The sequence below is a fragment of the Saccharothrix ecbatanensis genome, from assembly GCF_014205015.1.
Lineage (GTDB): Bacteria > Actinomycetota > Actinomycetes > Mycobacteriales > Pseudonocardiaceae > Actinosynnema > Actinosynnema ecbatanense.
In genome coordinates this window covers 37,950-61,861 of sequence record NZ_JACHMO010000001.1, presented here as the reverse complement: position 1 = coordinate 61,861, position 23,912 = coordinate 37,950, and the positions used below count along the sequence as shown (strand labels likewise).

The window sequence follows — 23,912 nt, the reverse complement described above, 5'->3', positions numbered from 1 at the left end:
CTGCGCTTGGCCAGTGACAGACGGACGTTCCGACAACTGGCTGCGGGCGTGGCCGTCACGTTGTGTTGGGGCATAGCCGCGATACCACAGGCCGCCGCTGCGGCGGAGGACGTCACGGACGGCCTCCTGCTGCGCTACGACCTGGCCCAGACCTCGGGTTCGACGGTGGTCGACAGCTCCGGCAACGGCCGCAACGGCACGCTGGCCGGCGGCACGTGGTTCGGCCCCGGAGGGCTGGCGCTGGACGGCGTGGACGACCACGTCAAGATCCCGCACAACATCGCCACCGGCCTGTCCTCGATCACGGTCTCGGTGGACGTGCTGATCGACCCCGCGCAGGCCACGCCGTACTTCATCTGGGGTCTGGGCAACCCGGCGACATCCTCCTCCGGCAACGGGTACCTGTTCGCCGCCGGTGACAACTTCCGGGCGGCAGCGTCGAAAACGAACTGGTCCGGCGAGCAGGTGACCGCGCGGTCCTCCGGTGGCAGGCTCGACCGGGGTGTGTGGAAGTCGGTCACCTACACGCAGGCCGGCACGACCGGAACCCTCTACGAGGACGGCGTCGCCGTCGGGCGCAACACCTCGGTGACCGTCCAGCCCGGACAGATCGGCAACGGCACGACGACCGTCAACGTGCTCGGCGAGTCGAACTACGCCGCCGACAACACCTTGCGCGGCAAGGTCAAGAACTTCCGGATCTACAACCGTGCCCTGGACGACGCCGAGGTCGCCACGATCGCGCTTAGCGACGCCGAGCGGTTGCAGGGCGACTTCACCGATCTCTCGCTCGGCGACCTGTCCGCCGTCACCGCCGACCTGGCACTGCCCGCCAAGGCCGCGTACGGTTCGACGATCACCTGGGCGTCCGACAACCCCGCCGTGATCGCGTCGAGCGGCAAGGTCACGCGGCCCGCACCGGATGCCGACCCGGCCCAGGTCATGCTCACCGCGACGCTGACCCGCGGTGACTCGACCGCGCAGAGGTCCTTCCGAGCCACGGTGCTCCCCCTGCCCGGCGACCGTTCCAGGGCGGAGGAAGCCGCCGCCGCACTGAGCGTGGCGCACGCCGATGACGTGCGCGGCCACCTCACCCTGCCAACCACGGGCCTGAACAACGCGACCGTGGCGTGGTCGTCGTCGGCGCCCGCCGTAGTCGCGACGGACGGGGTCGTGACGCGGCCCGCCAACGGCGCGGGTGACGCGGCGGTCCACCTCACCGCGACCGTCACCGTCGGCGCCGCGACGGTGAGCAGGACGTTCGACCTGACCGTGCGCCAACTGCCCAAGGCCGAGCCCTACGCGGGCTACGCGTTCGCCTACTTCACCGGCAACTCCATCAGCGGCGAGAAGATCTACTTTGCCGCCAGTCGCGGCAACAACGCCTTGCAGTGGGACGAACTGAACAACGGCGCCCCGGTGCTGACGTCCACGAAGGGCACGCAGGGCCTGCGGGACCCGTTCCTGATCCGCTCGCCCGAGGGAGACCGGTTCTTCCTCATCGCCACCGACCTGTCCATCGGACGGGACGGCGACTGGGACCGGGCGCAGCGCCAAGGCAGCCTGTACCTGGAGGTGTGGGAGTCCACGGACCTGGTGAACTGGTCCGCGCAGCGGCACGTGAAGGTATCCCCGCCCACGGCGGGCAACACGTGGGCGCCCGAGGCGTACTGGGACGACACCATCAAGCAGTACGTGGTGTTCTGGGCGTCCAAGCTGTACGCGGACAACGACCCGCAGCACGTCGGCAGCACGTACAACCGGATGCTCTACGCCACCACGCGCGACTTCACCACCTTCAGCGAGCCGAAGATCTGGCAGGACCGCGGTTCCTCGCGCATCGACTCCACCGTGATCAGGGACAACGGGATCTACTACCGGTTCACCAAGGACGAGGGCGCGGGCGGCACGGGCTGCTCGGACATCATCCAGGAGAAAGCGACCTCGCTGACCGCGGTCGACCTGCCCGGCACGCCGGCGTGGGAGTTCCAGAAGGGCTGCATCGGCCGGGACGCGGGAACTTCCGCGGTCGAGGGTCCGACGGTGTTCAAGGCCAACCCGGGCGACAAGTCCGGCTCCCCGTACTACCTGTTCGTGGACGAGTACGGCGGCCGTGGCTACATCCCGCTGGGCACGGCGGACCTCGATGCGCCCGACTGGCGAGTCCCCGCCGCGTTCGACCTGCCCGCCAGCCCGCGGCACGGCACCGTCGTGCCGGTCACCGCGACCGAACACACCGCACTGCTGAAGGCGCTCGACGGCCCGATCCCACCGGAGCCGGTCAAGCGTGACTCCAACGGCCTGGTCGCCCACTACGACCTCGACCAGGCCGGCGGCACACAGGTCGACGACACGTCCGGCAACGGCTACAACGCCACCCTCTCCGGGGACGCCACCTGGTCGGACGGCGCGCTGAAGCTGGGCGGCGCCAACGGCCACGTGCGCCTGCCGGACAACATCATGACCGGGCTCGACGAGATCACCGTCTCGCTGGACGTCGACATCGACCCGACCCAGCCGACGCCCTACTTCATCTGGGGCCTGGGCAACACGACCGACAACGCGGGTGACGGCTACCTGTTCACCACCGGCGACAGCTACCGGTCGTCCATCTCGCCGGGCAACTGGACCGGTGAGCAGACCGTCACGTCCGGGGCGGCCGTCCCCCGCGGCGGTTGGCGGAACCTGACCTACACGCTGGACAAGGCGGACACCGCCAAGGTCTACCTCGACGGCGTGCTCGTCGGCGCCAAGACCGGGGTCACCGTCGATCCTGGCGACATCGGTGGCGGTCGTTCCACGGCCAACTACATCGGTCGGTCCCTGTACGCCGCCGACAAGTACCTCAAGGGTCAGGTGCGCGACTTCTCCCTGTACGCCAGGGCGTTGTCGGCCGAGGACGTGGCGTCGCTCAGCGGCAACACCACCGGGGTCATCGGGGTCGGGCTGGACAGCCTGAAGATCGACGCGCGGATCGACACCGCCGCGGGGACCGTGGTGCTGCCGGTACGCCCCGGCACCGACCTGAAGACCCTCGCCCCGCGGTTCGTCGTGGCATCGGGGTCGACGGTCACCCCGTCCGGTCCGCAGGACTACTCCAAGCCGGTCACGGTGACGGTCACCGCGAAGGACGGCACGTCACGCCAGTGGACCGTGCGGGCACTGGAGATGCGATCCCCCGTGCTGCCCGGCCTCAACGCCGACCCGAACATCGTGCGGTTCGGCGACACGTACTACATCTACGCCACGACCGACGGGTTCCCCGGCTGGAGCAGCTCGTCGTTCAAGGTGTGGTCGTCGAAGAACCTGGTCGACTGGACCGAGCACGGCACGATCCTCGACCTGGGACCGGACGTGTCCTGGGCCGACTCCCGGGCCTGGGCGCCGACCGCGATCGAGAAGGACGGCAAGTACTACTTCTACTTCTCCGCCGACCAGAACATCGGCGTCGCGGTGGCCGACTCGCCCCTCGGGCCGTTCACCGAGCCGCTGGGCCGGCCGTTGGTCGACAAGGCCGGCTACGACAACGCCCAGCAGATCGACCCGGCCGTGTTCACCGACGACGACGGTCGCAGCTACCTGTTGTGGGGCAACGGAACCCCGCGCATCGCGCAGCTGAACGCGGACATGGTGTCGCTGGACAAGAGCACCGAGCAGAGGCTGAGCGGGCTGACCGGCTTCCGCGAGGGCCTGTTCCTGAACAAACGGGCCGGGGTCTACTACCTGTCCTGGTCCATCGACGACACCCGCAGTGAGAACTACCGGGTCGGCTACGCCACCGGCCCGAGCCCGACCGGCCCCTGGACCTCGCGCGGCGAGATCCTCACCAAGGACACGGCCAACGGCATCCTCGGGACCGGCCACCACTCGATCGTCCAGGTGCCCGGGACCGACGACTGGTACATCGCCTACCACCGGTTCGCCATCCCAGGCGGGGACGGCACGCACCGGGAGACCACGATCGACCGGCTGCACTTCGAGCCCGACGGCTCGATCCGGAAGGTCGTGCCGACCTTGGAGAGCGTCGAGCCGCTCGCCTACATCGGCGGGCCGATCACGACGACGGTGAGCCTGGGCACGGTCACGCTGACGGGCGGCCACGGCGTGGCGGCCATCGAGTACCGGGTCGACGGCGGGGCGTGGACGAAGTACCAGGGCCCGGTCACGGTCGGCAAGGGCAGCCACACGGTCGAGTACCGCGCCCAGAGCGTCAACCTCGTCCGGAGCGAGGTGTGGACGCTGGCGGTTCAGCCGCTGACCTACGCGCAGGCCAAGGCGGAGATCGCGGAGTTCAAGAAGGCGGGCCGGATCACCCCGCTCCTGGCCATGCTGGCCCAGCTCCACCTGACCCGGGCCGAGACGGCGCAAGCGGCGGGCCTGCCCCAGGTCGCCGGTCCCGCCCTGGACAACATCGACCGCCTGGCGACCCACGTGCGCGATGGGGAGGTCCGAACCAGGATGCGCGCCATCGCGGCGGAGCTGAAGTACCAGATCTGAGCAACCGAGGACGGGACTGGCCCACCACGACCGGTTGTGGTCCTTCGGAGCCGTCCTCGGCAAGGCACTCGGGTCATTGTCGAGCGGAGTGGGGTTGCTGCCGGTGCTCGTCACGCTCCAGCAGGGCGGTCGACGACTGGTGTGGACCGTGCTCGACTTCGCCGATGCGGCGGCCCGACCGGACCGGCCGTGACCCTGAGGGCACGCGACCGTCTCACGTGTTCTGTGTCCCGCCGGTCGGATGCAGAACACGTGAGGCGTGTCATGCGTAGGCCGCTGACTGCATGCCGTACAGCTCGGCGTACAGGCCGCCTGCGGCCATGAGTTCGTCATGGGAACCACGTTCCTTGATGCGGCCGTCGGCGACCACGAGGATCAGATCGGCCATGCGCACCGTGGAGAACCGGTGGGAGACGAGCACGGTGATGGCGCCGGTGCGTTGGCCGACGCGTCGTGCTCCCGCTGCGTACTGCTCGAACAGCTCATGTTCGGCTTGCGCGTCGAGGGCGGAAGTGGGTTCGTCGAGAACGAGTAACAAGGGTGCCTGCCGCATCATGGCACGGCCCAGGGCGAGCTTCTGCCATTGGCCGCCGGACAGTTCGGCGCCGTCGGCGTAGGACTTGCCGAGTTGGGTCTCCAGGCCGTTGTCGAGGCGGTCCAGGATGTCCTCGGCGCGGGCGCGGCGCAGTGCTTTGCGCACGTCCTCGGTGGACTTGATGTCGGCAAGTTCACCGACTCCGACACTCTCACGGGCGAGCAGTTCGAAGCGGGCGAAGTCCTGGAATCCGGCGGCGATGCAGGCCCGCCACCGCGCCAAGTCGAAGCGCGTCAGGTCCGTGCCATCGAGCGTCATCACGCCCGTGGTGGCTTGGTAGAACCGGCACAGAAGCTTGATCAGCGTGGTCTTGCCCGCGCCGTTCTCGCCGACGATCGCGACCGTGGTGCCGGCGGGCAGGGTGAGGTCGACGTCGGCGAGCACGGCCCGGTCGGTGCCGGGGTAGGCGAACGAGACGCCGCGCAGCTCGATGCCGTGCCGGATCCGGTCGGGCAGCTCCCGATCGGGCGGGGGCGGCTCCATGCCCGCCAGGAGCGCACGTACCCAGCGCATGGTGGACATGACCCGGGTGGTGCGCTGCATTTCCTGGAGGGCGCTCACGGCCGAGGCCACCTGCTGGTTCACCTGACCCGCCAGGGTCAGCACCAGCAGTACGTCGCCGACGCTGTGCCGGCCCGCCACCGCGTCGCGCACGACGAGCAGCGTGGCCAGCACGTAGGAGACGGCGAAGATCAGCTGCCCGGTGGTGCGCAGCAGCACGGCCCGGCGCTCACCGTTCCACAGCTTCTCGGACGCGCTGTCCCAGGCATGTCGTTGGCGGATCCGGAAACCCGGGCCGAGCCCGCCGACCCGCAGCTCTTTGGCCGACGCCGCGTTCCCGAACAGTCCGAACATGTGCCTGGCGTGCCGCGACGGTGGCGCGGCGCGCTCGCGCGCCGCGTTGACGATCGACTCGGCCCGCCGCCCGAGCAGCAGCGGTGGCGCGGCCGCCAGCGGCAGCAGCAACAGCAGCGGGTTGAGCCTGGCCAGCAGGACCGCGGTGATCGAGATGGCCACGAGCAGGCCGAGGCTGTTGAGCAGCCCTTCCATCGATCCCCAGGCGGCGCGGTGAAGTTCCTGCCGCAGGACCTGGAGCTTGTCGGCGTACTCCGGGCGCTCGTGGTGCTCCAACCCCGCGGAGCCGTTGGACAGGACGATCAACTCGCGTTCCAGGCGCAGCACGGCTCGGTCGCCCAGCTCGAAGTAGAAGATGTGCGCGAAGTGTCCGGCGGTCAGCGCTGCGACCACCGCGACCGCGACGAGTGCGGCTGCCGCGGTGGCGCCGCGTGCGTCCCCTGCCAACGCCGCGTCGGTCAGCGCGGCCAGGGCGGGTGCGGCCAGGGGCATCGCTGCGGCCTGGGCGATCATGAGCACGACAGAGAGCACGAGCCGGTACCGGCTTTCGCGCCAGGACAGGGCGAACAGCTCCCAACCGCCGCGGACGACGTCGATCACCGGCTTTCCTCCCCCACTCCCGCCTCCAGGCTGTCGCCATCGGCGTCCAGCCCGCGGGCGAACCGCTCCGCCTGCAACGCGAACAGGCGGGCGTAGTGGCCGCCCGCCTCGATCAGCTCGTCGTGCGAACCGCGCTCGACGACCCGCCCGCCGTCCACGACGACGATGTGGTCGGCGCGCCGGACGCTGGAGAACCGGTGCGAGATCAGCAGCGAAGTCACTCCTCGGGTCATCTCGACGAACCGTTCGAAGAACGCCATTTCAGCGCGGACGTCCAGCGCTGCGGTGGGCTCGTCCAGCACCAGCACCGTGGCCCCCGCCTCAAGGGCGTAGAACGCGCGGGCGATGGCGATGCGCTGCCACTGGCCGCCGGACAGGTCCGTGCCACCGGGGTAGGCGCGCGACAGCGGCGTGTCCAGGCCGTCCGGCAGGGCTAGCAGAGCTTCGGCGATCCCGGCGCGCTCGGCGGCGCGCAGCACCGCCGCCCGGTCGGCCGATGCGTGCGCGGCACCCAACTCGATGTTCTCCGCGGCGGTCAGCTCGTAGCGCACGAAGTCCTGGAAGATCACCCCGATCCGCCGCCGCCACAGCACCGGGTCGAACCCGGCGATGTCCGTGCCGTCGGCGCGGACGGTGCCCGAGGTCGGCTCGTACAGCCGCGTCAGCAGTTTCACCAGAGTGGTCTTCCCCGCCCCGTTCACCCCGACCACCGCGGTGCACTGCCCGGCGGGCAACTCCAGGTCGATGCCGTCGAGCACGGTCCGGCTCGACCCCGGGTAGTGGAAACCGACGGAGTCGAAGACCAGGGCGGCGCTCGGGGTGCTCGCGGCGACTGGGTCTCGACCGGGTGGCCGCCGCTGCCCCGCCTCCAACTCGTCCAGCCGCGCCCGCAGCCGCTGTAGCGCCGACAGCGACAGCATCGCGTACTGGGTGCTCGTGTCCGCCTCGGCGTAGTACCCGCCCAGCGCGATCGCCAACACCACTGCCTGTACGCCCAGGGCCAGCTCGGTCAGGTCGATTCGGCCGCTCGTCGCCAACTCCGCGGCCAGCACCAGCGCGAAGCCCGCGAACACGACGCCCACCGACGTCAACACCAGGTACGGAGCCAGGTAGACGCGTCGACGCGCCCGCTCTTTGTGCTGCTGCACGGCCTCGTACGCCGTGGAGTAGCGGTCCGCCAACCACTCGGTAAGGCCGAACAACCGTATCTCCTTGGCCGCGACGGCAGTCATCGTGACCTGGTGCAGGTACTCGATCTCCCGATTGCGGCCCACCACCTCCCGTGACACGCGTGAGTACTTCCGCAGCCCACCGCGCTGGCCGTACCGGAACAACAGCACCGCCACGCCTACCGCCAGTCCGGCCGGCCAGGCGATCGCCACCCCGATGACCACGACCAGGGCCAGCAGGCGCGTGTAGCGGGCAACCAGCACCAGCATGCCCACACAAGCCTGGCCGGGTGTGCCCCAGTCCCGGTCGAAGTTGCGGACGGTCTCGCTCAACTCGTCCAGGGTCCGCTCGTCCTCCAGCGGGCCGATGCCCACCGGGCGCAGCATCAACGCCATCGCCTCATCCCGCAGCACGCCGTCCACCCGACGTCGCAACCGCAGGTTCACCGCATTCGCCACCGGGGCCAGGACTTGGTTGGCCAAGAACACGGCGCTGGCGAGCAGGAACAGCGCCGTGAGCCGCTCCCACGCCGCGCTGTCGAGACCACCGGCGATCGCGGCCGGCACCCCGCCCACCAGGATGCTCGTCACCACCACGAACACCACCGGCAACAATCCCAGCAAGACGTTGAAGGCGGCCAGGAACGCGACCAGGCCCCATCCCCCGGACGGCAACAGCCGCACGATCCGCAGCCGCGAGCGCACAGCTTCTTCGATCCAGTGGGACCAGGTGACCCGCAATGCCTGCAGTGCAGTGGCCGCCGCGGGCTCCGCCACAGGAGGGGTCAAGGTTGTCATGGTGCCCCCGCAAGTCGTCTGGCGCCAAAGGTCGGTGCTCGTGGGTCGAAGACGAGTCGCACTATCGACAAGCCGTGCGATCGGGATCGTCCCGGTGCACGGCGAAACCACCGGACAAGTGTCAACTGACTGAATCGAGTGAATGTGCCGCGAGGGTGGTCTTCGCGTTCTCGGAAAGCCGCTCGATCGTGCTACCGGCCCGCCGGGTCGGGTCGAAATCCCAGAATACCGACAAGCGCCCTGGCTTGGCGCGTGCCCGCACGTGCAGAGCCAGCCGCGGCTCCATGAGGTCGCGGTAGCCGCCGATGGGCTCATCGCTTCTCGCGATTCCTTCGTACGACTGGTCCCGCGTGACACTCATGTAGTTGAACATGAACCCCGATTTTGCCCAGATGTCGGCAACAGCAGGATCCACGTCTCCGTCCACCGGTAGCCAGCGCAACAGGGAAAGCCCGATCCCGTGGTTCGGCGGGGCGTTCACGGCGCCGGATATGGCACGGATGTAGCAGGACAAGTCATCGTTCCCTTGCACGGGGAGGAGATGCAGACCCGCCGTGGCGAACCACCCGACGGTCCGCATGGACCGGGTCGGGAGAACCCTTTCGGAACTCTCGCCGGCCGATACCAGATCGCGGCCGTGGTGAACCGAGCGCACCCAGACAGGACCGCCCGCCCACGTCGTCACAGCACCCGCGACAGCGGCCAATACAACGGTGTCGAGCGCCTCGCCGGCCCCTGTGCCGGAAACCGCGGGCAACTCCACTTCCGACGCGGTGGTGTCCCACAGCCTGATGGCTTCAGACGGTTCCTGATCGGCATCCACGGGTAGCCGCACAGCTCCCTGCCGCGACATGGACCTCCAGTACTCCAACTCCTGGCGCAGGCCTTGTTCGCCGTAGCGGTGGAGCATGGCTACGCAATCCGAAAAAGCCGTGCCGCGGGGCAACCGCACCGGGGTGCCGTCACGGAGCGACTTCAACGCGAGCGCCAGGTCCTTGACGATGATGCGCATGGAGAACGCATCCAGGAGGAGGTGATGGGCGATCATGATCAGTCTCGGCGGTTCGCTCACACCCAGGTCGACGTAGGCGAACTGGATCAACGCGCCCTGATCGATGTTGACGGCCGCGCCCAGCTGCTCCGCGAGGCGTCCGATGTACGTCTTCCGGCTCGCCGGTGGCACCAGCGACAGGTCGACCACCCGGAACGCGAAAGGGGCGTCCGGCGGTGCGACCCACTGGCGCCACTCGCCGTCGTCGCGTCGGAACCGGACGCGTAATGACTCGTGCTGGGCCAGCACGTGGGACACCGCGTCACGGGTGATGTGCTCAGTGGTTCCCGGCGTCAGCCGGTAGATGGCCCCGATCGTCCAACGGCCGGGATTCACCATGGTTCCATACAGCTCTTCGAAGAACCATCTCTGGTTCGGCAGCAACGGTATTGACGTCGACATTCCGCTCCCGCAGTCGGTTGGTTCCGATCGGATTTGATCGTCCGAGCCGGCCGTGCTCACGCCGAGCTGCGAGGACGACCTTCAAGGAACTTCCGCCGACTGGAAGGGGTATCTCCGACCGTCCCGACCGGTGAACTCGGACATCCCGTGGAACCGAGGTGGTTCACAAATGTGAAAGCGATGACGTGCCCCCTTGTTTTCTCTAATACCACGGAGCGGCCGGTTCAGCACCGGCGACTCACCCCCGTGAAAGCCCCTCTCGCCATCAAAGCACACCCTGGCTCACATCCTCAAGACGATATTCGTGAAACTCCGACGCACTCTTGCGCAACTGTTGCGCAAACCGACGATTCTCGTCCTTACTATCGCCGGGGCGGTTCGGCGGAGGCAGACCGCTCAGGCGGTCAACCGCCAGTCGGAGTGGATTACGACGATTGGTGAAGCCGGCCGAGGGCTTGATCCCGTCGGGCGCGGCACGGTAACGTTCGTTGGACCTGATACGCCGCCGACACGGCTGCAGGGAATCCGTTCCACTGCTGACACAGCACCAGGAACGCGTCCGACCAGTCCGCAGTTCGAAACAGACGTGTGCGGCAACGTGAATTGCAACGCCACTACCGATACGACCCACACGGGTGACGTGTTGAGCAGTCGACCCCGGGAGCAAGCGCTTTCCGACGCACCATGTCGGCTGGGGAGGGTCGGCTGCGGACTGTCCTAGTGGCTTGATAGGCGTACGGGTGACGGCAAGCCACCGTGCCGAAGCGTCCACCGCGCCGCCAGGTATGCAATGGGGGAAACACTTGATACATGAGGAAATTCGCGCACAAGGGCGTGCGATCCCGACTGCTCGACCCGCACGCGGCGCGCTCGTCCACGAGGTGGTCGCGGCCGCGGTCGGGAAGCACCGCGACGCCGTCGCCGTACGCGACCACCGTGGAGACCTGACATACGGGCAGCTCTGGACGCACAGCGGCAGGTTCGCGACCTGGCTTCGGACCCGTGGCGTCCGGCGCGGCGACCGCGTGCTGCTGCGGCTGACCAACAGCCGGGAGTTCGTCGCGCTGTTCCACGCGGTGCTCCGGCTCGGCGCGGTGGTCGTACCGGTCAGCCCCGACCTGCGGGCTCCGCAGCTGGACCACATCGTGCGGGATTGCACCCCCACCCTGGCCGTCGTCGAGAGTGATGACGCGGAATGGGGAAGCACCAGTGTTCCTTCGATGGACGTGGCGGCGGCCGTGGCCGATGCGGCGGGCACACAGGTGGACGAGACGCTGACCGAGGTGTCCCCGCACGACGTCGCGTTGCTCGTCTACACGTCGGGGAGCACCGCAGCACCGAAGGGCGTTGTCTGCCCACACGATCGGGTCGTCTTCGCGGCCAAGGCCATCGGTGAACGCCTGGGGTACCGGCCGACCGACGTGGTGTATGGCAGGATGCCGTTCTCCTTCGACTACGGCCTCTACCAGATCTTGCTGGCGGCCTTGACGGGGGCTTCGCTGGCCCTGCCCCGTAAGCCCACCGATCTGGAGGCGCTCCAGCAGATCCGGGACCACGGTGTCACCGTGGTCCCGCTCGTGCCGACGCTGGCTACCACTCTGCACCTGCTGGTCACCCGCGACCCGCGCCCGACCTCGGTGCGACGGTTCACCAACACGGGCGCGGAGTTGACCGTTGAGCACACCCGGCGATTGCGTGCCGCCTTTCCCGGTGCGGACATCATCTCGATGTACGGCATGACGGAGTGCAAGCGCATCACCATCTCCGAGCCCGACGACGACCTGCTCAGGCCGGGGACCGTGGGAAAGCCCTTGAAGGGCACGGAGGTCTCGATCGTCGACGAGAGCGGCGCCGAGGTCCGGCCCGGCGCCGTTGGCGAGATCCTGGTGCGCGGCTCCCACGTGATGGCGGGCTACTGGAACGCCTCCGTGGAAACCGTCGAGCGCTTCCGCCGGGATCCGGTCACCGGAGCCGTGCAACTGCACACTGGTGACTACGGTTGGCTCGACGACGATGGCGACCTGCACCTGGTCGGCCGCCGCGATGACATCTTCAAGCGACGCGGCGTCCGTGTCAGCACCACGGAGATCGAGGCCGCCGCGCTGGCGGTGGGCGGTGTGCTGGAGGCCGCCGCGGTCGCGGACGTTCCCGACGCCGGCCTCGTCCTGTGGTACACGGGCGACTTGGCGGAGGCAGCGCTGCGGATAACGCTGGCCACGCGGTTGGACCCGGCGCGCGTGCCCGACCGCTGTGTCCCGCTGCGGGACATGCCCCGGACCGCGCACGGCAAGGTCGACCGCAAACTGCTCGTCGAGAACACCGCACGATCCGGGGGACACGATGTCTGAACAGCGGACCAACGACCAGACGGTGGACGAGGGGTTCGAGCACCTGCTCCGCGGCTTCCTGTCCCAACTGCCCGAGTCCGAGCCGCTGACCGCGGGTCTCGACCTGCGGGCTGCCGGACTGGACTCGCTGGGCACAGTCGAGATGCTGATGGACATCGAGCAGACCTACGGCGTCGAGTTCCCCGACGAGGCGTTGACGTTCGAGGTGTTCGCCACGCCCGCGGCATTGTGGACCGCGATCTCCGCGCTGCGTGATGGCGCGGTGCTGCGTGGTTGACGACAACTACCGCGCCTCGCTGGAAGCCCGGGAACGGGAGACCCTGGCAGCTCTGCGCGAGCGCTACGGAAGCCCGATTTACGTCTACCGGCTCGACAGGGTACGGCGCGCGGCAGCCGACCTGAAGGCGTCGCTGCCCGACGATGCGCTGATCTACTACTCGCTGAAGGCGAACCCGGAGGTCCCGATCGCGGCCGAACTCGCCGGTGCCGGATTCAGCGCGGAGGTCAGCTCGGCGGGAGAACTGACTGCGGCCCTGGCCGCGGGTTACCGCGCCGATCAGTGCCTCTACACGGGACCGGGCAAAACCGCAGAAGAGATCGACAACGCCCTCCTGGCGGGCATTCGGCTGTTTTCGGTCGAATCGGTCGGGGACTATCGGCGAGTGGCCCGCACGGCAGCCGCTCACGCCGTCCAGTCGCGGTGCCTGGTCCGGGTGAACCCGGAGCGCGGTGCGGCGGGGACCGGGTTGCGAATGTCCGGCAAGCCCTCCCAGTTCGGCATCGAACTCGGCAACCTGGACGAACTCATGGCGGTCAGGCAGGACAGCCTCGACATTGTGGGAACCCACGTCTTCCTCGGCACAAATGTGCGCACTGAGGAGGAGTTGATCGCGGAGTTCGCGGTCGGCGTCGAAGTGACCGCGGTAGTCCGGCGGCGGTTGGGGATCGTCGGCGGTCAGGCGAACCTCGGCGGCGGGTTCGCGGCTCCCTTCGCCGAGCCCGGCACGCGACCGCGCTACTCCGCGTTGCGTGCGGCCGTGTCGGACATGCTCCACACCGGACTGCCGGGCTGGCGGGAGGGTGCGCCGCGGATCGCGTTCGAATCCGGCCGCGCACTCGTCGGTGACTGCGGCACGCTCGTGTGCACGGTGACCGACGTCAAGACCAGCCGGAGCACCACTCAGGTAGTGCTCGATGCGGGCACCAACGCGCTCGGCGGCATGTCCGGGCTCGGGAGGTTGATGCCCACAGGCGTGCGCGCCGTGCCGCTGGACCTGGAACTGGTCGGCGCTCCCCGGGAGGCGGCGCTGGTCGGGCCGCTGTGCACGCCACTGGACGTGCTGGCCCGCAGCCGGATCACGATGGTGCCCGACGTCGACTCGGCGTTGGCTGTGCCGAACGTCGGCGCCTACGGGCTGCACGCGAGCCTGCTGGCGTTCCTGAGCCGACCGATGCCGGGGATCGTGGTCCTCGACGGCGACCACGTCGTGTCCGCCGAGCGGCTCGAATTCGGCCGCGGTCCCCTGGCCGAGCGCGAGGGCGTCCGATGAGCCGAGACGACGAGTTGGGCGAGCTGGTGGCCGTCCTGGCCCAGGAGGCCGACCAAGTCGACCGGGAAGCCCACTTCCCCCGACGCGGTATCGCCGCCTTGCGGGAGCGCGGTCTGTTCGGGCTGATGGTCCCGGAGGAGTACGGCGGACTGGGTGGCGGGCTGGCGGAGTTCACCAGGACGGCTGCCGGCTTGGGCTCGGGCTGCTTGTCCACCGCCCTGATCTGGGCGATGCACTGCCAACAGGTCGACACCGTCGTGCGCTTCGGATCCGAGCGGCTGCGCGGCGAGGTGCTGCCCCGAGTGGCGCGGGACGGCCTCTACCTGGCCTCGGTGACGACCGAGCGGGGCAAGGGCGGGCACCTGCTCAGCGCCGATTCGGCGCTGACCGCGGACGGGAACGAGATCGTGGTCGATCGCGACGCCCCGGTGGTCACCGGCGGCGCGCACGCCGACGGGTACTTGCTCACCGCTCGGAACGCCCCGGGCGCCGCCGCCACCGAGACGACGCTTGTCTACGCGCACAGGTCCCAGGTGGCCACGGAGGAGACCGGCGGGTGGGACACGCTGGGCATGCGCGGCACGGAGAGCGTGGCGCTGCGGATCACCGGCCGCGTGCCCGACTGGCAGGTCGTAGGACCTCCAGGTGGCTTCCGCGAAGTGGCCGTCGAGAGCATGATCCCCGTGGGCCACCTGGGCTGGGCGGCATGCTGGCTGGGTGCGGCGAACGGCGCCTTCACCGGGGTGATGAACGCCGTGCGGAAGCGCGACCCCGCGATCCGCGTGAACCTGGCCTCCGACCTGGCCCGGGAGCGCATCGGGCGGATCCGGGTCGACCTCGAACTCGTCGGCGCCTACCTCGACCGGGCACGTGCCGAGGTGGAGTCGGCCAGAGCGACGGGCCGCACCCTGGACCGACCGCCGGTCCAGGTCACGATCAACTCGCTGAAGCTGGCGGCCTCGGAGCTCAGCTTTCGAGCGGTGGACGGTTTGGTGCAGTTGACCGGACTGTCCGTGGGCTATCGCAAGGACTCTCCGATCCCACTGGAGCGGATCTACCGGGACCTGCGCTCGGCCAGCCTCAACTACGCGAACGACCGGTTGTGGACCTCGGTCGGCGAGCACAGCGTGCTCGACCGCGGGGCCGGCCTTACGCGCTGATTGCGGCACCCTATAGCCGACACCTCGCCAGACCTTGGAGAAGCGGTGCCGGATTCGAATTCGCGTGTGCGTTCTTCGGTGGGTGTTCGACGTCGTTATACCGGGGTGCCGCACTGATGCGTTGACAATAGGCCGGAAGGGAACGAAAGCCTTGTCCCCCAAGCGAATCCGTGGCAGACTCGATTCCAGTCGTGCTGCCGCTGTGAGCGACCGCTCCTGACAAGGGAAGGTCGCCGGACCAGTCCGCGACGCAAATCCACTCGGCCGTTGGCGAACTCGTGCAGGCGTCCGGTATTCACCGGACTACCGCCGCGATTCCGCTGAAGTGCACGCGGCGGGGCCTGTATTCGACCGACCCGACTACGCCGACGACCGGTTGCTCACCGCCACCGGCGCATTCACGCTGCTCGACCGCAACGCTCGTCTCGCCTGAACTGGAGTCGCGGATGCCGACGCTGGAAACCCTCTCCCCCGAGTCGACCCTGATCCTGGCAGTGGCCAAGCCTGAGCTGACCCCGGCGCAGGCGCAGGAGTGCCGGGACCTCCTGGCCGAGCACCACGAGGCGCTCGACTTCGGCGCTTTCGTCGACCAGGCAGCCAGGCACGGCGTGCTCCCGCTCATCGGTCGCAACATGTTGCGCCACCACGTGAACATCAACGACGAGAACCGGTGTGTGGTCCCGTACTGCTGGCTGTACAGCGGCGCATACACGTCCAACCGGTCGCGCAACCGCGCCATCTCCGACGACACCGGTCACCTGCTCCGCGCGTTGGCCGCGCACGGCGTGAAGTACGCGGTGCGCAAGGGGCCCGTGCTCGCTGAACACCGGTACCGGGACATCGGGGTGCGCCACATGGGCGACATCGACATCCTGGTTAATCGGGCCGACCTGCCCGCGTGCGCGGAGGCGCTCAGCGAACGGGGCTTCCACCAGGGCAAGCTGGACCGGAACCGCACTCGGGTGATCCCCTTCGAGCGGGCCACGCGCATGTTCTGGCAGCTCAACCTGAACAACGAGCTGCCCTACGTCAAACCCGCCGACCACGACGACGTCGATCAGTACAGCGTCGACCTCTGCCTGAGCATCTTCCCGGTCGGCGGGAACTACCCCGACACCGACGAGCTGCTGGACCGCGCCGTCGACCTCACCCTGTGCGGGACGGACGCGCGAGCGCTGTCGCTGGAGGACGAGCTCCTCGACCTGTGCGTGCACCTGCACAAGGAGGCGACGAGCCTGCGCTACATCAAGGCCGGCACCGACCTCACGCTGCGGAAGTTCCAGGACGTCGCGCTGACCTGCGCCGAGATGGACAAGCGCGGGGACTGGCCGCTGTTCCACCGGCGGGCGGTCGATGCGGGAGTCGCCGAGCACGTGTACTTCTCCCTGCACCACACCAAGATCCTGTTCGACGGCCTGGTCCCGGGCGCCGTGCTGGACGCGCTCCGCCCCGCGAACCTGGATTACCTCGATGAGTACGGCCACGCCGATGGTGCTCCAGGGCGGTGGGAAATCCCCTTCCTCACCAGGCTCTTCGACGTCGGCCGCCGCAGCCGGGTGTCCGGTTCCACCACCATCCCGTTTCGTTGACCGCCACCGGAAGGAGTGAACCCATGTCGGTAGTCCCCTGGCCCGCGGCGTTCGAGAGCGTGCCGCGCCCGCACCCGCCGCTCGACACGGGCTCACGGTGGCCGGTGTCCGACGACCTGTCGGATCGATGATCTCGACACCTGGAGACCGGTCGCCGGTGTTGGTGCTCGTCGCGCACCCGGACGACGCGGAGATCGCGGTGGGGGGCACGATCGCCAAGCTTCGCAGCGCCGGCGTCCGCGTGGTCGTCGCCGTGATGACGGTCCCGGAGGAAGGGAACTCCGCCGACCAACGGGTGCGCCACACCGAGGAAGCCGCGGCCACGCTCGGCTACGAGCTGTGCTGGCTCCCCCGGCGCTACCTGCAGGTCGAGGCGATGGGTGAGGTCCAGGCCGTCCGGGAGGTCGACCAGCTCCTCCGTGAAGTCCGACCGTCGACCGTGCTCACCCACTGGAGGGGCGATGGGCACGTTGATCACCGACTGACCGCGAACGCCGCCCTGGCCGCGCTGCGCAACCACCAGATCGACCTGTACGCGTTCCGTCCGGGAGAGCCGCAGACCCCCGCCGCAGCGCTGTTCTCTCCCACCGTGTTCGTCGACATCACCGATCACACCCACGTCAAGGCGGCGGCTCTTCACCCGTTCACCCTGCCCAGGCCGGGCTTCCGCCCCGTCGATCCCCTCCCGATCGATGCGACCGACCAGTTCTACGGACGGCTGAGCGGCTGCGACCGCGCCGAAGCCTTCGTCGTGGAACGGCAACACGGGTTGAGCGGCGTCCCCACCTGACGAACACCACTGGCGGACGTGCGACAGCACAAACCCAAGACCACGAGTCGACGTCGAGAGAGGAGCTTGGTGTGGCCGATAGCCACCACGTGAGTCTGCTGGAGAAGCTCGACACCGCAGACGACCGGGCGCACGTCCTTGCCGACATCGCGGAGCTGACCGCGTTGTTGTTGAAGACCACCAGCCGCGGGTTGCAGCTGAGCGAGGCCAACCTGGCGAACCTCGACCTGTCCGAGGCCGATCTCACCGGGGCGACGCTGAACCGGGCCGTGCTGCACGGCACGTCCTTCCGCCGCGCCAAGCTCGACCGGGTCACGATGATCTGTCCCGGGATGGAGCGCACCGATCTGACCGACTGCAGCATGCGCGACGCGTACGTGCACGCGCTGGCGGCGCAGACGTGCAAGATGGACCGCGCGGACCTCTCCAACATCCGGGATGCCACGGGGAGCCTGTTCCACGGGTGCTCTATGCGTGGCGCCAAGCTCACCGACGGGCACCTCGCGGGCGCGGCGTTCTACCAGTGCGACCTGGACGGCGCGGACCTCGGCGCGGCCAACCTCCAGGGTGCGTCGATCAACGAGTGCATCCTGCGCAACGCTCGCCTGGACGCCGCCCAGTGCGACCAGTTGGTGGTGACCAAGTGCGACATCAGCGGGCTGAGCCTGCGCGGTGCCGCGGGACAGGGCGTGGTGCTGCAACGAGCCACCGGCGCCGACAACCTGGAGCTGTCCGGCGCCGTGCTGCCGCTGCTGCGCCTGAACGGCATTCGCGGCAGGGAGGTCGCGGCACGTCGCCTCGGCGCCCGCGGTGCGGACATCTCCGAGTGCATGCTGCCCGGCGCCGACCTGTCCGAGTCCGACCTGACCGGTGCGCGGATCCGGAGCAGCAACCTCGACGGCAGCAGGTTGCGCTCGGCGTCCCTGGTATCGGCGTCCATCGGTGACTCCACCTTCGTGGAGGCCGACCTGACCGCTGCGCAGGCGGAGAACCTCCACGTCGTGGAGAGCCAGTTCCGCGGTGCCCGGATGCGCGGGTTCACCGCGCGGTGCGCGACCTTCCGCGACGTTGACCTGCGTGCCGTGGACCTGTCCGAGAGCAACCTCTACCGCGCGATGCTCACCGGCGACCCGCCGCAGGGGATGTGCCTGGCGGACGCCTCGTTGACCGGGGCGATCCTGGTCCAGGCGTACGTCGCGGCTGATCTCCGGGGCGCCGACCTGAGGGGCGTCAACGCCGCGTACAGCCGGTTCAGCCAGTCCAACGTGTCCCGCGCCGACCTGTCCGGCGCCGCGCTGTTCCAGTCGACGTGGGTGAAGGTCGACTGCCACGACGCGAAGTTCGACGCCGTCTCCCCGCCGTTCTTCGTCGACCGATGTCCCGGTCTCAAGGCCGCCGTCGAAGCGTCCGGCGGGCCGTCCACGAAGGCCCTGTCCTCCTACCTGACGGCGTTCGAGGGTGTGCTCCGGGGTGAGACGCGTGGCTCGACCTGATCAGCGGGTCGAGGCGCGCGGGTTGCGCGGCACCGCCGCCTGCGTTCCGCGGCGGCTTCCTCGGTCGTCCGCTGCGGGCCGGCGCGCACCGGCGTCGACGTCCTCGAAAATCGCGCGTTCCGACTCCGGGGAGGGTCCGTGATGCTCGGTGTGTCCACAAGCGTCCTCGTCGACAAGGCGAATTTCGACGGCCTGCTCGAGTACGGGCCGCAGATCGTCGAGTTCTACACCTATCCCCCGGCGGCGATACCGGTGATCAGCGAGTTCTGCGCGGACAACGGGATCGTGCCCGCCCTGCACACGCCGACACCGCACCCGACCGGCATCACGCGGTACTGCCCGACCGGGCCGGACCCGGACGAGGCCGAGGCGGCAGCCGTGGCGATGGAGGCGACCGTCCGCTGCGCGGCCGAACTCGCCGCGCAACACGTCGTCGTGCACTTCCCGACGCCCTACCCGCCGCACCCGGCCGACGCATTCGACCGGTTCGCCGGACCGTTCCTCGACTTCGCCGCCGTGCTCGCGCGCGAGCACGGCGTGACGGTGCTACTGGAGAACCTGACGCCGAACACCCACTGCTCCAGTGCCGAGCAGTACGCGAAGGTCCTCGACGGGTGGCCCGACCTCGGGCTGTGCCTCGACGTCGGCCACGCGTTCCTGCGCGCCGGCCCGGACGAGGTGCTCGCCTTCGCCGACCTCGTCGGCGACCGCATCAAGTCGGTGCACCTGTACGACACCGACCCCGACGTGCCGGGGCACCACCCGTACCCGGCGCCGGGCCACGGGCGTGCGCCCGCGGTGCCGCACGAGGTGATCGCTCACGTGATCCGCACCTGCCGGCCGGCCGCGGTGGTGCTGGAGCACGAGTCGTCCGACCGGGTCGCACCGGACCACGCGACCCTCGACTGGTTGCGCCAGGTCGCCGCGCCACACCTCGAGGAGAACCGCAGATGATCGAAACGGCGGCGTCGATCGACCACAACGCACCGCTGATCACCGACGAGGACCGGGCCGCGGTGGACCGGGTGCTGCGCTCGGGGTGGATCGCGCCGGGACCTGAACGCCGGCGGTTCGAGGCCGACCTGACCGGGCACTTCGGCGGCGGTGCGGCGGTGGCCACCACGTCGGGGACGCTCGCGCTCTTCCTGTCGATGGTGGGGCTGGACCTGCCGGAGGGCGCGTCCGTCGCCGTGCCCACCTACTCCTGCGTCGCCCTGCTCGACGCCGTGCGGCTCGCCGGCTGCCACCCACTGGTCGTGGACGTCGACCCGGACGACCTGACCATGTCGCCGCAGTCGCTGGCGGACGTGAGCCGCCGGTTCGGCCCGGTGGACGCCGCGATCGTCGTGCACACCTACGGCGCGACCGCGCCACTTCCCGACCTGCGGCAGCACTCCGCCAGGTTGGTGGAGGACTGCTGCCAGTCCTTCGGCACGAACGGCCCGTACGGACAGCACGGGAACTTCGGCGAGATCGCCGTGTCCTCCCTCTACGCGACGAAGGTGATCACCGGCGCCACCGGTGGCTTCTGCTGGACCGCAGACCCCGACGCCGCGGCGCGGATGCACCGCTACACCGAGGCGGGGTTCCGCAGCCGGCGGTGGCCGCGACTGGTGCTCACCCTCTCCGACGTGCACGCGGCGTTGGCCCGCTCCCAGTTGGCCCGGCTCGACGGCGTTCGCGCCCGGCGCGCGTGGATCGCCGACCAGTTCCTGTCCGCCTGCCCAGCCCGGCTCGCGCCGATCGGGCTGCCCGACGCGGAGCGCGTGGTCTACCGGTTCGTGCTCCGGTGCGCCGACGAAGCCGAACGCGAGCGCCTCCACCGCCACTTCCGGCAACGACGGATCGACGCCAGCAGGCTGATCCAGGGTGAAGCGCTGCTGCACCGCGAACTCGGCCTCGACCCGCGCGGGTTCCCGTCCGCCGAAGCGGCTGTGACGAGGACCTTGTCACTCCCCCTCCACCCGAGCATGTCCGACGACGCGGTGCGGCGGATCTGCGATGCCCTCGCGGCGCTGCCGTCCTGACCGCGACGACACCCTCCGCCACCTACGCAGAAGAAGGGTTCCCATGTCTGAAGCCACGCGGGCAGGCACCATTCCCCGCGCAGTCCTCCCCGACCACTGCGATGTCGGGAACGGCGTCGTCGTCCACGCCCACGACTTGCGGGTGGAACCCGGTGTCCGAATAGGGGACGGCGTCCACCTCGTCGGTGAGACCGTGCACCTCGGTCGTGATGTCCGGATCGGCGCCGACAGCGACCTGCGGGCCGGCACGATCTCCATCGGAGCCGGGAGCGAGATCGCCGGCGGGGTCAGGGTCCTGTGCGCGGACAGCTTCCGCGTCGGCGACGCGGCCCGGGTCTGCGCCGGCGTCGACGTGGTGGCGAGGTCCTTCGACGCCGGTCGGCTCCTCTACCTCGGACCGCACACCGTGGTCGGGTACGGCGGCACGCTGGAGTCCACCGCGGTGGTCCGCATCGGCGACCGGGTCTCGATCGGGCCGCACAACATCCTCAACGCGAACTGCGAGATCACCCTCGGGTCCGACGTCGGCTCCGGTGGTTACGTCAGCCTCTGGACGCACGGCTACCACTTCGCCCACAGCGTGCTCGACGGCTACCACACGGCTTTCACGCCGGTCTCCATCGGCGATCGCGTCTGGCTCGGGTACCACTGCTCGGTCATGCCGGGCGCAGACATCGGCGAGGAGTGCATCGTCGCGTCCGGCGCCGTCGTGACCCGGTCCTTCCCCGCACGCCGGCTGCTCGCGGGAGTTCCGGCCAAGGAGAAGACCACCTTCGACCAGCCGGTGCTGTCCGACGAACAGGCGCTCGACGCGGTGCGGGAGGCACTGCGGTCCTGGCACCGGGAGCTGCGCTGGAAGGGGGTCCAAGCCGACCTCGTGGACGACGGCGTGGTCGTGCAGCACGCCGGCCGCGCAAGGTTCGTCGAGCTCCGGGGTGACGCGGCCGAGGTGGCGACGGCCGGACCCGATGAGCGGGGTGACCGCATCGTGGTCGCCGTCGACGGCAAGCCCGACCCGGAGCCGGGCGACACCCCGTTTTTCGTCGTCCGGCGGCGGCTCTTCTCCGGACCGACGGACGAGCTGGTCGAAGACCTGCGGGACCACCTGCGCCGCCGCACCATGCCGTGCGGTGACGAGCGCACGTTCAGCAGCATCGTGCCCGCCGCGTTCCGCGCGCTCACCGCAGCGACCGAGGGGGTGCACGCGTGACGACGCACCTCGACGTGACGGCGGGCGCGACCGATCTCGCCGAGTTCCTCTCGCTCGCGTGCCGGGCCCACGGTGGGCGCACCGCCTTGTCCGACGGCCGGCGCACGCTCACCTACGCCGAGTTGGACGCGGCCGTGGCCGAAGGCGCCGCGCACCTCCGCGCCGCCGCGGACGACGGGCCGGTGGTCGTGCTCATGGCCAACCGGGTCGACAGCGTGGTCCGCCTGTTCGCAGCCTGGAGTGCCGGCCGGTGCGCCGTGCCGCTGGACGCGTCGGTGCCGCCACCGGTGGTGGCCAAGGCGGCCGCCCGGACGAAGGCGACCTTGTTGAGCCTCGGCGACCTGGCCACGTCCCGCGCGGACCTCACCTCGTCGGGCCGAACAGCCCCCGGTGGTCTCGTGGTGCTGCCGGCGCCGGACGGCGCACGGGATCCACTGCTCCACGGCGCGGCGCTGACGCTCTTCACGTCCGGCTCGACCGGGCAACCCAAGGGAGTCGTCCTGGGGCACGACAACCTCCTGGCCAAGCTCCCGATGTTGCAGGAGGTGCTGGACTACAGACCGGAGGAACACGCCGTCGCCCTATTGCGGTCGAGCTTCTCGTTCTGCCAATGGGACCTGCTGCTGACCCTCGGCACCGGCGGTTCGATGCGGTTGTTCGAACGCTTCTCGCCGGAGGACGTGGTCACGGCCTTCACCGCGGCGCCCGTGGCCAGGGCGGCGATGGTGCCCACCATGCTCCGCCGGTTGCTGCCGCTGCTGGACGACCGCGGTGTGCGCGAGGCGCTGCACGACGTGGGCTCCCCCGGGAAGATCATCGTTGGTGGTGAGCTGCTGACCCCCGAACTGGGGAAGAAGTACCGGCGGCTGTTGCCGCACAGCGGGATCGCGGTCATCTACGGCCTGACGGAGACCAGCGCACCGGAGTTCCTCCTTCCCGCGGACGAGTACGACGCGCATTCCGATTCCGTGGGTCGGGCGCTTTCCGGTGTGCGGTGGCACCTCGGCTCACCCGGGCGCGTGCCCGCCGCGGGCGATCAGGGAACTCTCTGGGTGCGCAGTGCCGGGGTGTTGCGGGGCTACCTCGGCGATCCGGAGCTGACGAGGAACGCGATCGGGACGGGGTACTTCGTCACGGGCGATCTCGTGGAATGCCTCCCCGAGGGGCGCATCGCCATCAGGGGTCGGGCCAACACCGTGATCGTCAAGGGCGCCAACAAGATCATGCCCACCGAGGTGGAGCACGCGTTGGAGGAGAACCCCGGTGTGGCGACGGCGATCACTTGCGGCGTCCCGGATCCGGTGCTCGGCGAACGGCTGCACGCGGTGGTCGTGCCGACGGGTACTTCGACGAGCACCCCGGACGACCTGCGCCAGTGGCTGTCGGAACGCGTCGAGCGGTACAAGGTGCCCGATGCCATCCACTTCCTGGACGAGATCCCCACCGGCACGACCGGCAAGGCCGACCGCGCGTGGCTGACCAACTGGGTTCGCGCCCGAGCGCTGGAACGGAAGGACTCGTAGCCATGCCCCCTCTCGTACCGCGGGCACAACCGCAACACCCCGTTCGACACTGCATTGCAGTGCCGCACCCGGCGCAAGGTCGCCGGCTCGACATTTCCTCGCACCGACCTGACCCGCCGGGCCGGGTATTAACAACGAGACGTCGGACTGCGGCTCGCTTTCCACGACCTGGTTCCACGCTCCACCACCGACGGGGTCCAGTCGACCGAAAGCCGGGTCACCGGATGGGCCGGGCACCCGCCTCGCTTTCCGCGG

Annotated in this window: 16 protein-coding genes; 13 read left to right on the top strand and 3 right to left on the bottom strand. The window is 69.5% G+C overall.

What is annotated here, in order from left to right; all coding sequences use genetic code 11:
* Window positions 1-6 precede the first annotated feature (6 nt).
* Window positions 7-4,497 (top strand): family 43 glycosylhydrolase, encoded by a 4,491-nt coding sequence (locus tag F4560_RS00250; protein ID WP_184914535.1) that lies wholly within the window; start codon window positions 7-9, stop codon window positions 4,495-4,497.
* A 262-nt stretch (window positions 4,498-4,759) separates the two neighbouring features.
* Here the strand turns inward: F4560_RS00250 and F4560_RS00245 are convergent, their stop codons facing one another.
* From F4560_RS00245 to F4560_RS00235, 3 genes are all read right to left on the bottom strand, one after another.
* Window positions 4,760-6,547, bottom strand: coding sequence for an ABC transporter ATP-binding protein (locus F4560_RS00245; protein ID WP_184914532.1), 1,788 nt, complete (start codon window positions 6,545-6,547; stop codon window positions 4,760-4,762).
* Window positions 6,544-8,505, bottom strand: a complete 1,962-nt coding sequence (locus tag F4560_RS00240; protein ID WP_184914529.1) for an ABC transporter ATP-binding protein — start codon at window positions 8,503-8,505, stop codon at window positions 6,544-6,546. The genes F4560_RS00245 and F4560_RS00240 overlap by 4 nt, the downstream gene beginning before the upstream one ends.
* Before the next feature lie 130 nt (window positions 8,506-8,635).
* Window positions 8,636-9,949, bottom strand: coding sequence for a condensation domain-containing protein (locus F4560_RS00235; RefSeq protein WP_184914526.1), 1,314 nt, complete (start codon window positions 9,947-9,949; stop codon window positions 8,636-8,638).
* A gap of 828 nt (window positions 9,950-10,777) precedes the next feature.
* Between F4560_RS00235 and F4560_RS43320 the strand changes: the two genes are divergently transcribed.
* The 12 genes from F4560_RS43320 to F4560_RS00180 all read left to right on the top strand — a co-directional run bounded on the left by F4560_RS43320 (window position 10,778) and on the right by F4560_RS00180 (window position 23,657).
* Complete coding sequence (locus F4560_RS43320) at window positions 10,778-10,915, top strand: hypothetical protein (RefSeq protein ID WP_221485434.1); 138 nt, start codon at window positions 10,778-10,780, stop codon at window positions 10,913-10,915.
* Window positions 10,912-12,315 (top strand): class I adenylate-forming enzyme family protein, encoded by a 1,404-nt coding sequence (locus F4560_RS00230; RefSeq protein ID WP_246477981.1) that lies wholly within the window; start codon window positions 10,912-10,914, stop codon window positions 12,313-12,315. Before F4560_RS43320 ends, F4560_RS00230 begins: the two co-directional genes overlap by 4 nt.
* Window positions 12,308-12,592, top strand: coding sequence for a phosphopantetheine-binding protein (locus tag F4560_RS00225; protein WP_184914520.1), 285 nt, complete (start codon window positions 12,308-12,310; stop codon window positions 12,590-12,592). The genes F4560_RS00230 and F4560_RS00225 overlap by 8 nt, the downstream gene beginning before the upstream one ends.
* Window positions 12,585-13,865 carry a type III PLP-dependent enzyme domain-containing protein gene (locus tag F4560_RS00220; protein ID WP_221483268.1) on the top strand — a complete coding sequence of 427 codons (1,281 nt, stop codon included), beginning with the start codon at window positions 12,585-12,587 and terminating at the stop codon, window positions 13,863-13,865. Before F4560_RS00225 ends, F4560_RS00220 begins: the two co-directional genes overlap by 8 nt.
* On the top strand, window positions 13,862-15,025 hold the full coding sequence (locus F4560_RS00215; RefSeq protein ID WP_184914516.1) for an acyl-CoA dehydrogenase family protein: 1,164 nt from the start codon (window positions 13,862-13,864) through the stop codon (window positions 15,023-15,025). Before F4560_RS00220 ends, F4560_RS00215 begins: the two co-directional genes overlap by 4 nt.
* A 446-nt stretch (window positions 15,026-15,471) precedes the next feature.
* Complete coding sequence (locus F4560_RS00210; RefSeq protein ID WP_184914513.1) at window positions 15,472-16,614, top strand: nucleotidyltransferase family protein; 1,143 nt, start codon at window positions 15,472-15,474, stop codon at window positions 16,612-16,614.
* 127 nt (window positions 16,615-16,741) lie between these two features.
* Window positions 16,742-17,404, top strand: a complete 663-nt coding sequence (locus F4560_RS00205) for a PIG-L deacetylase family protein (RefSeq protein ID WP_221483267.1) — start codon at window positions 16,742-16,744, stop codon at window positions 17,402-17,404.
* Window positions 17,405-17,475: 71 nt separating this feature from the next.
* A complete protein-coding gene (locus F4560_RS00200; protein ID WP_184914511.1) occupies window positions 17,476-18,897 on the top strand; it encodes a pentapeptide repeat-containing protein in 1,422 nt (473 codons plus the stop codon).
* Window positions 18,898-19,038: 141 nt separating this feature from the next.
* Window positions 19,039-19,851, top strand: a complete 813-nt coding sequence (locus F4560_RS00195; protein WP_246477979.1) for a sugar phosphate isomerase/epimerase family protein — start codon at window positions 19,039-19,041, stop codon at window positions 19,849-19,851.
* Window positions 19,848-20,924 carry a DegT/DnrJ/EryC1/StrS family aminotransferase gene (locus F4560_RS00190; protein ID WP_184914505.1) on the top strand — a complete coding sequence of 359 codons (1,077 nt, stop codon included), beginning with the start codon at window positions 19,848-19,850 and terminating at the stop codon, window positions 20,922-20,924. Before F4560_RS00195 ends, F4560_RS00190 begins: the two co-directional genes overlap by 4 nt.
* A 43-nt stretch (window positions 20,925-20,967) precedes the next feature.
* A complete protein-coding gene (locus tag F4560_RS00185; RefSeq protein WP_184914502.1) occupies window positions 20,968-22,134 on the top strand; it encodes a DapH/DapD/GlmU-related protein in 1,167 nt (388 codons plus the stop codon).
* Window positions 22,131-23,657: a class I adenylate-forming enzyme family protein gene (locus F4560_RS00180; RefSeq protein ID WP_184914498.1), complete on the top strand. Its 1,527-nt coding sequence runs from the start codon at window positions 22,131-22,133 to the stop codon at window positions 23,655-23,657. The genes F4560_RS00185 and F4560_RS00180 overlap by 4 nt, the downstream gene beginning before the upstream one ends.
* The last annotated feature ends 255 nt before the right edge of the window (window positions 23,658-23,912 follow it).

Excerpts from the sequence above, each read along its gene's own strand:
- F4560_RS43320 (WP_221485434.1), top strand. The coding sequence starts at position 10,778 with ATGAGGAAATTCGCGCACAAGGGCGTGCGATCCCGACTGCTCGACCCG.
- F4560_RS00225 (WP_184914520.1), top strand. The coding sequence starts at position 12,308 with ATGTCTGAACAGCGGACCAACGACCAGACGGTGGACGAGGGGTTCGAG.
- F4560_RS00215 (WP_184914516.1), top strand. The coding sequence starts at position 13,862 with ATGAGCCGAGACGACGAGTTGGGCGAGCTGGTGGCCGTCCTGGCCCAG.
- F4560_RS00210 (WP_184914513.1), top strand. The coding sequence starts at position 15,472 with ATGCCGACGCTGGAAACCCTCTCCCCCGAGTCGACCCTGATCCTGGCA.
- F4560_RS00205 (WP_221483267.1), top strand. The coding sequence starts at position 16,742 with ATGATCTCGACACCTGGAGACCGGTCGCCGGTGTTGGTGCTCGTCGCG.
- F4560_RS00195 (WP_246477979.1), top strand. The coding sequence starts at position 19,039 with ATGCTCGGTGTGTCCACAAGCGTCCTCGTCGACAAGGCGAATTTCGAC.
- F4560_RS00190 (WP_184914505.1), top strand. The coding sequence starts at position 19,848 with ATGATCGAAACGGCGGCGTCGATCGACCACAACGCACCGCTGATCACC.
- F4560_RS00185 (WP_184914502.1), top strand. The coding sequence starts at position 20,968 with ATGTCTGAAGCCACGCGGGCAGGCACCATTCCCCGCGCAGTCCTCCCC.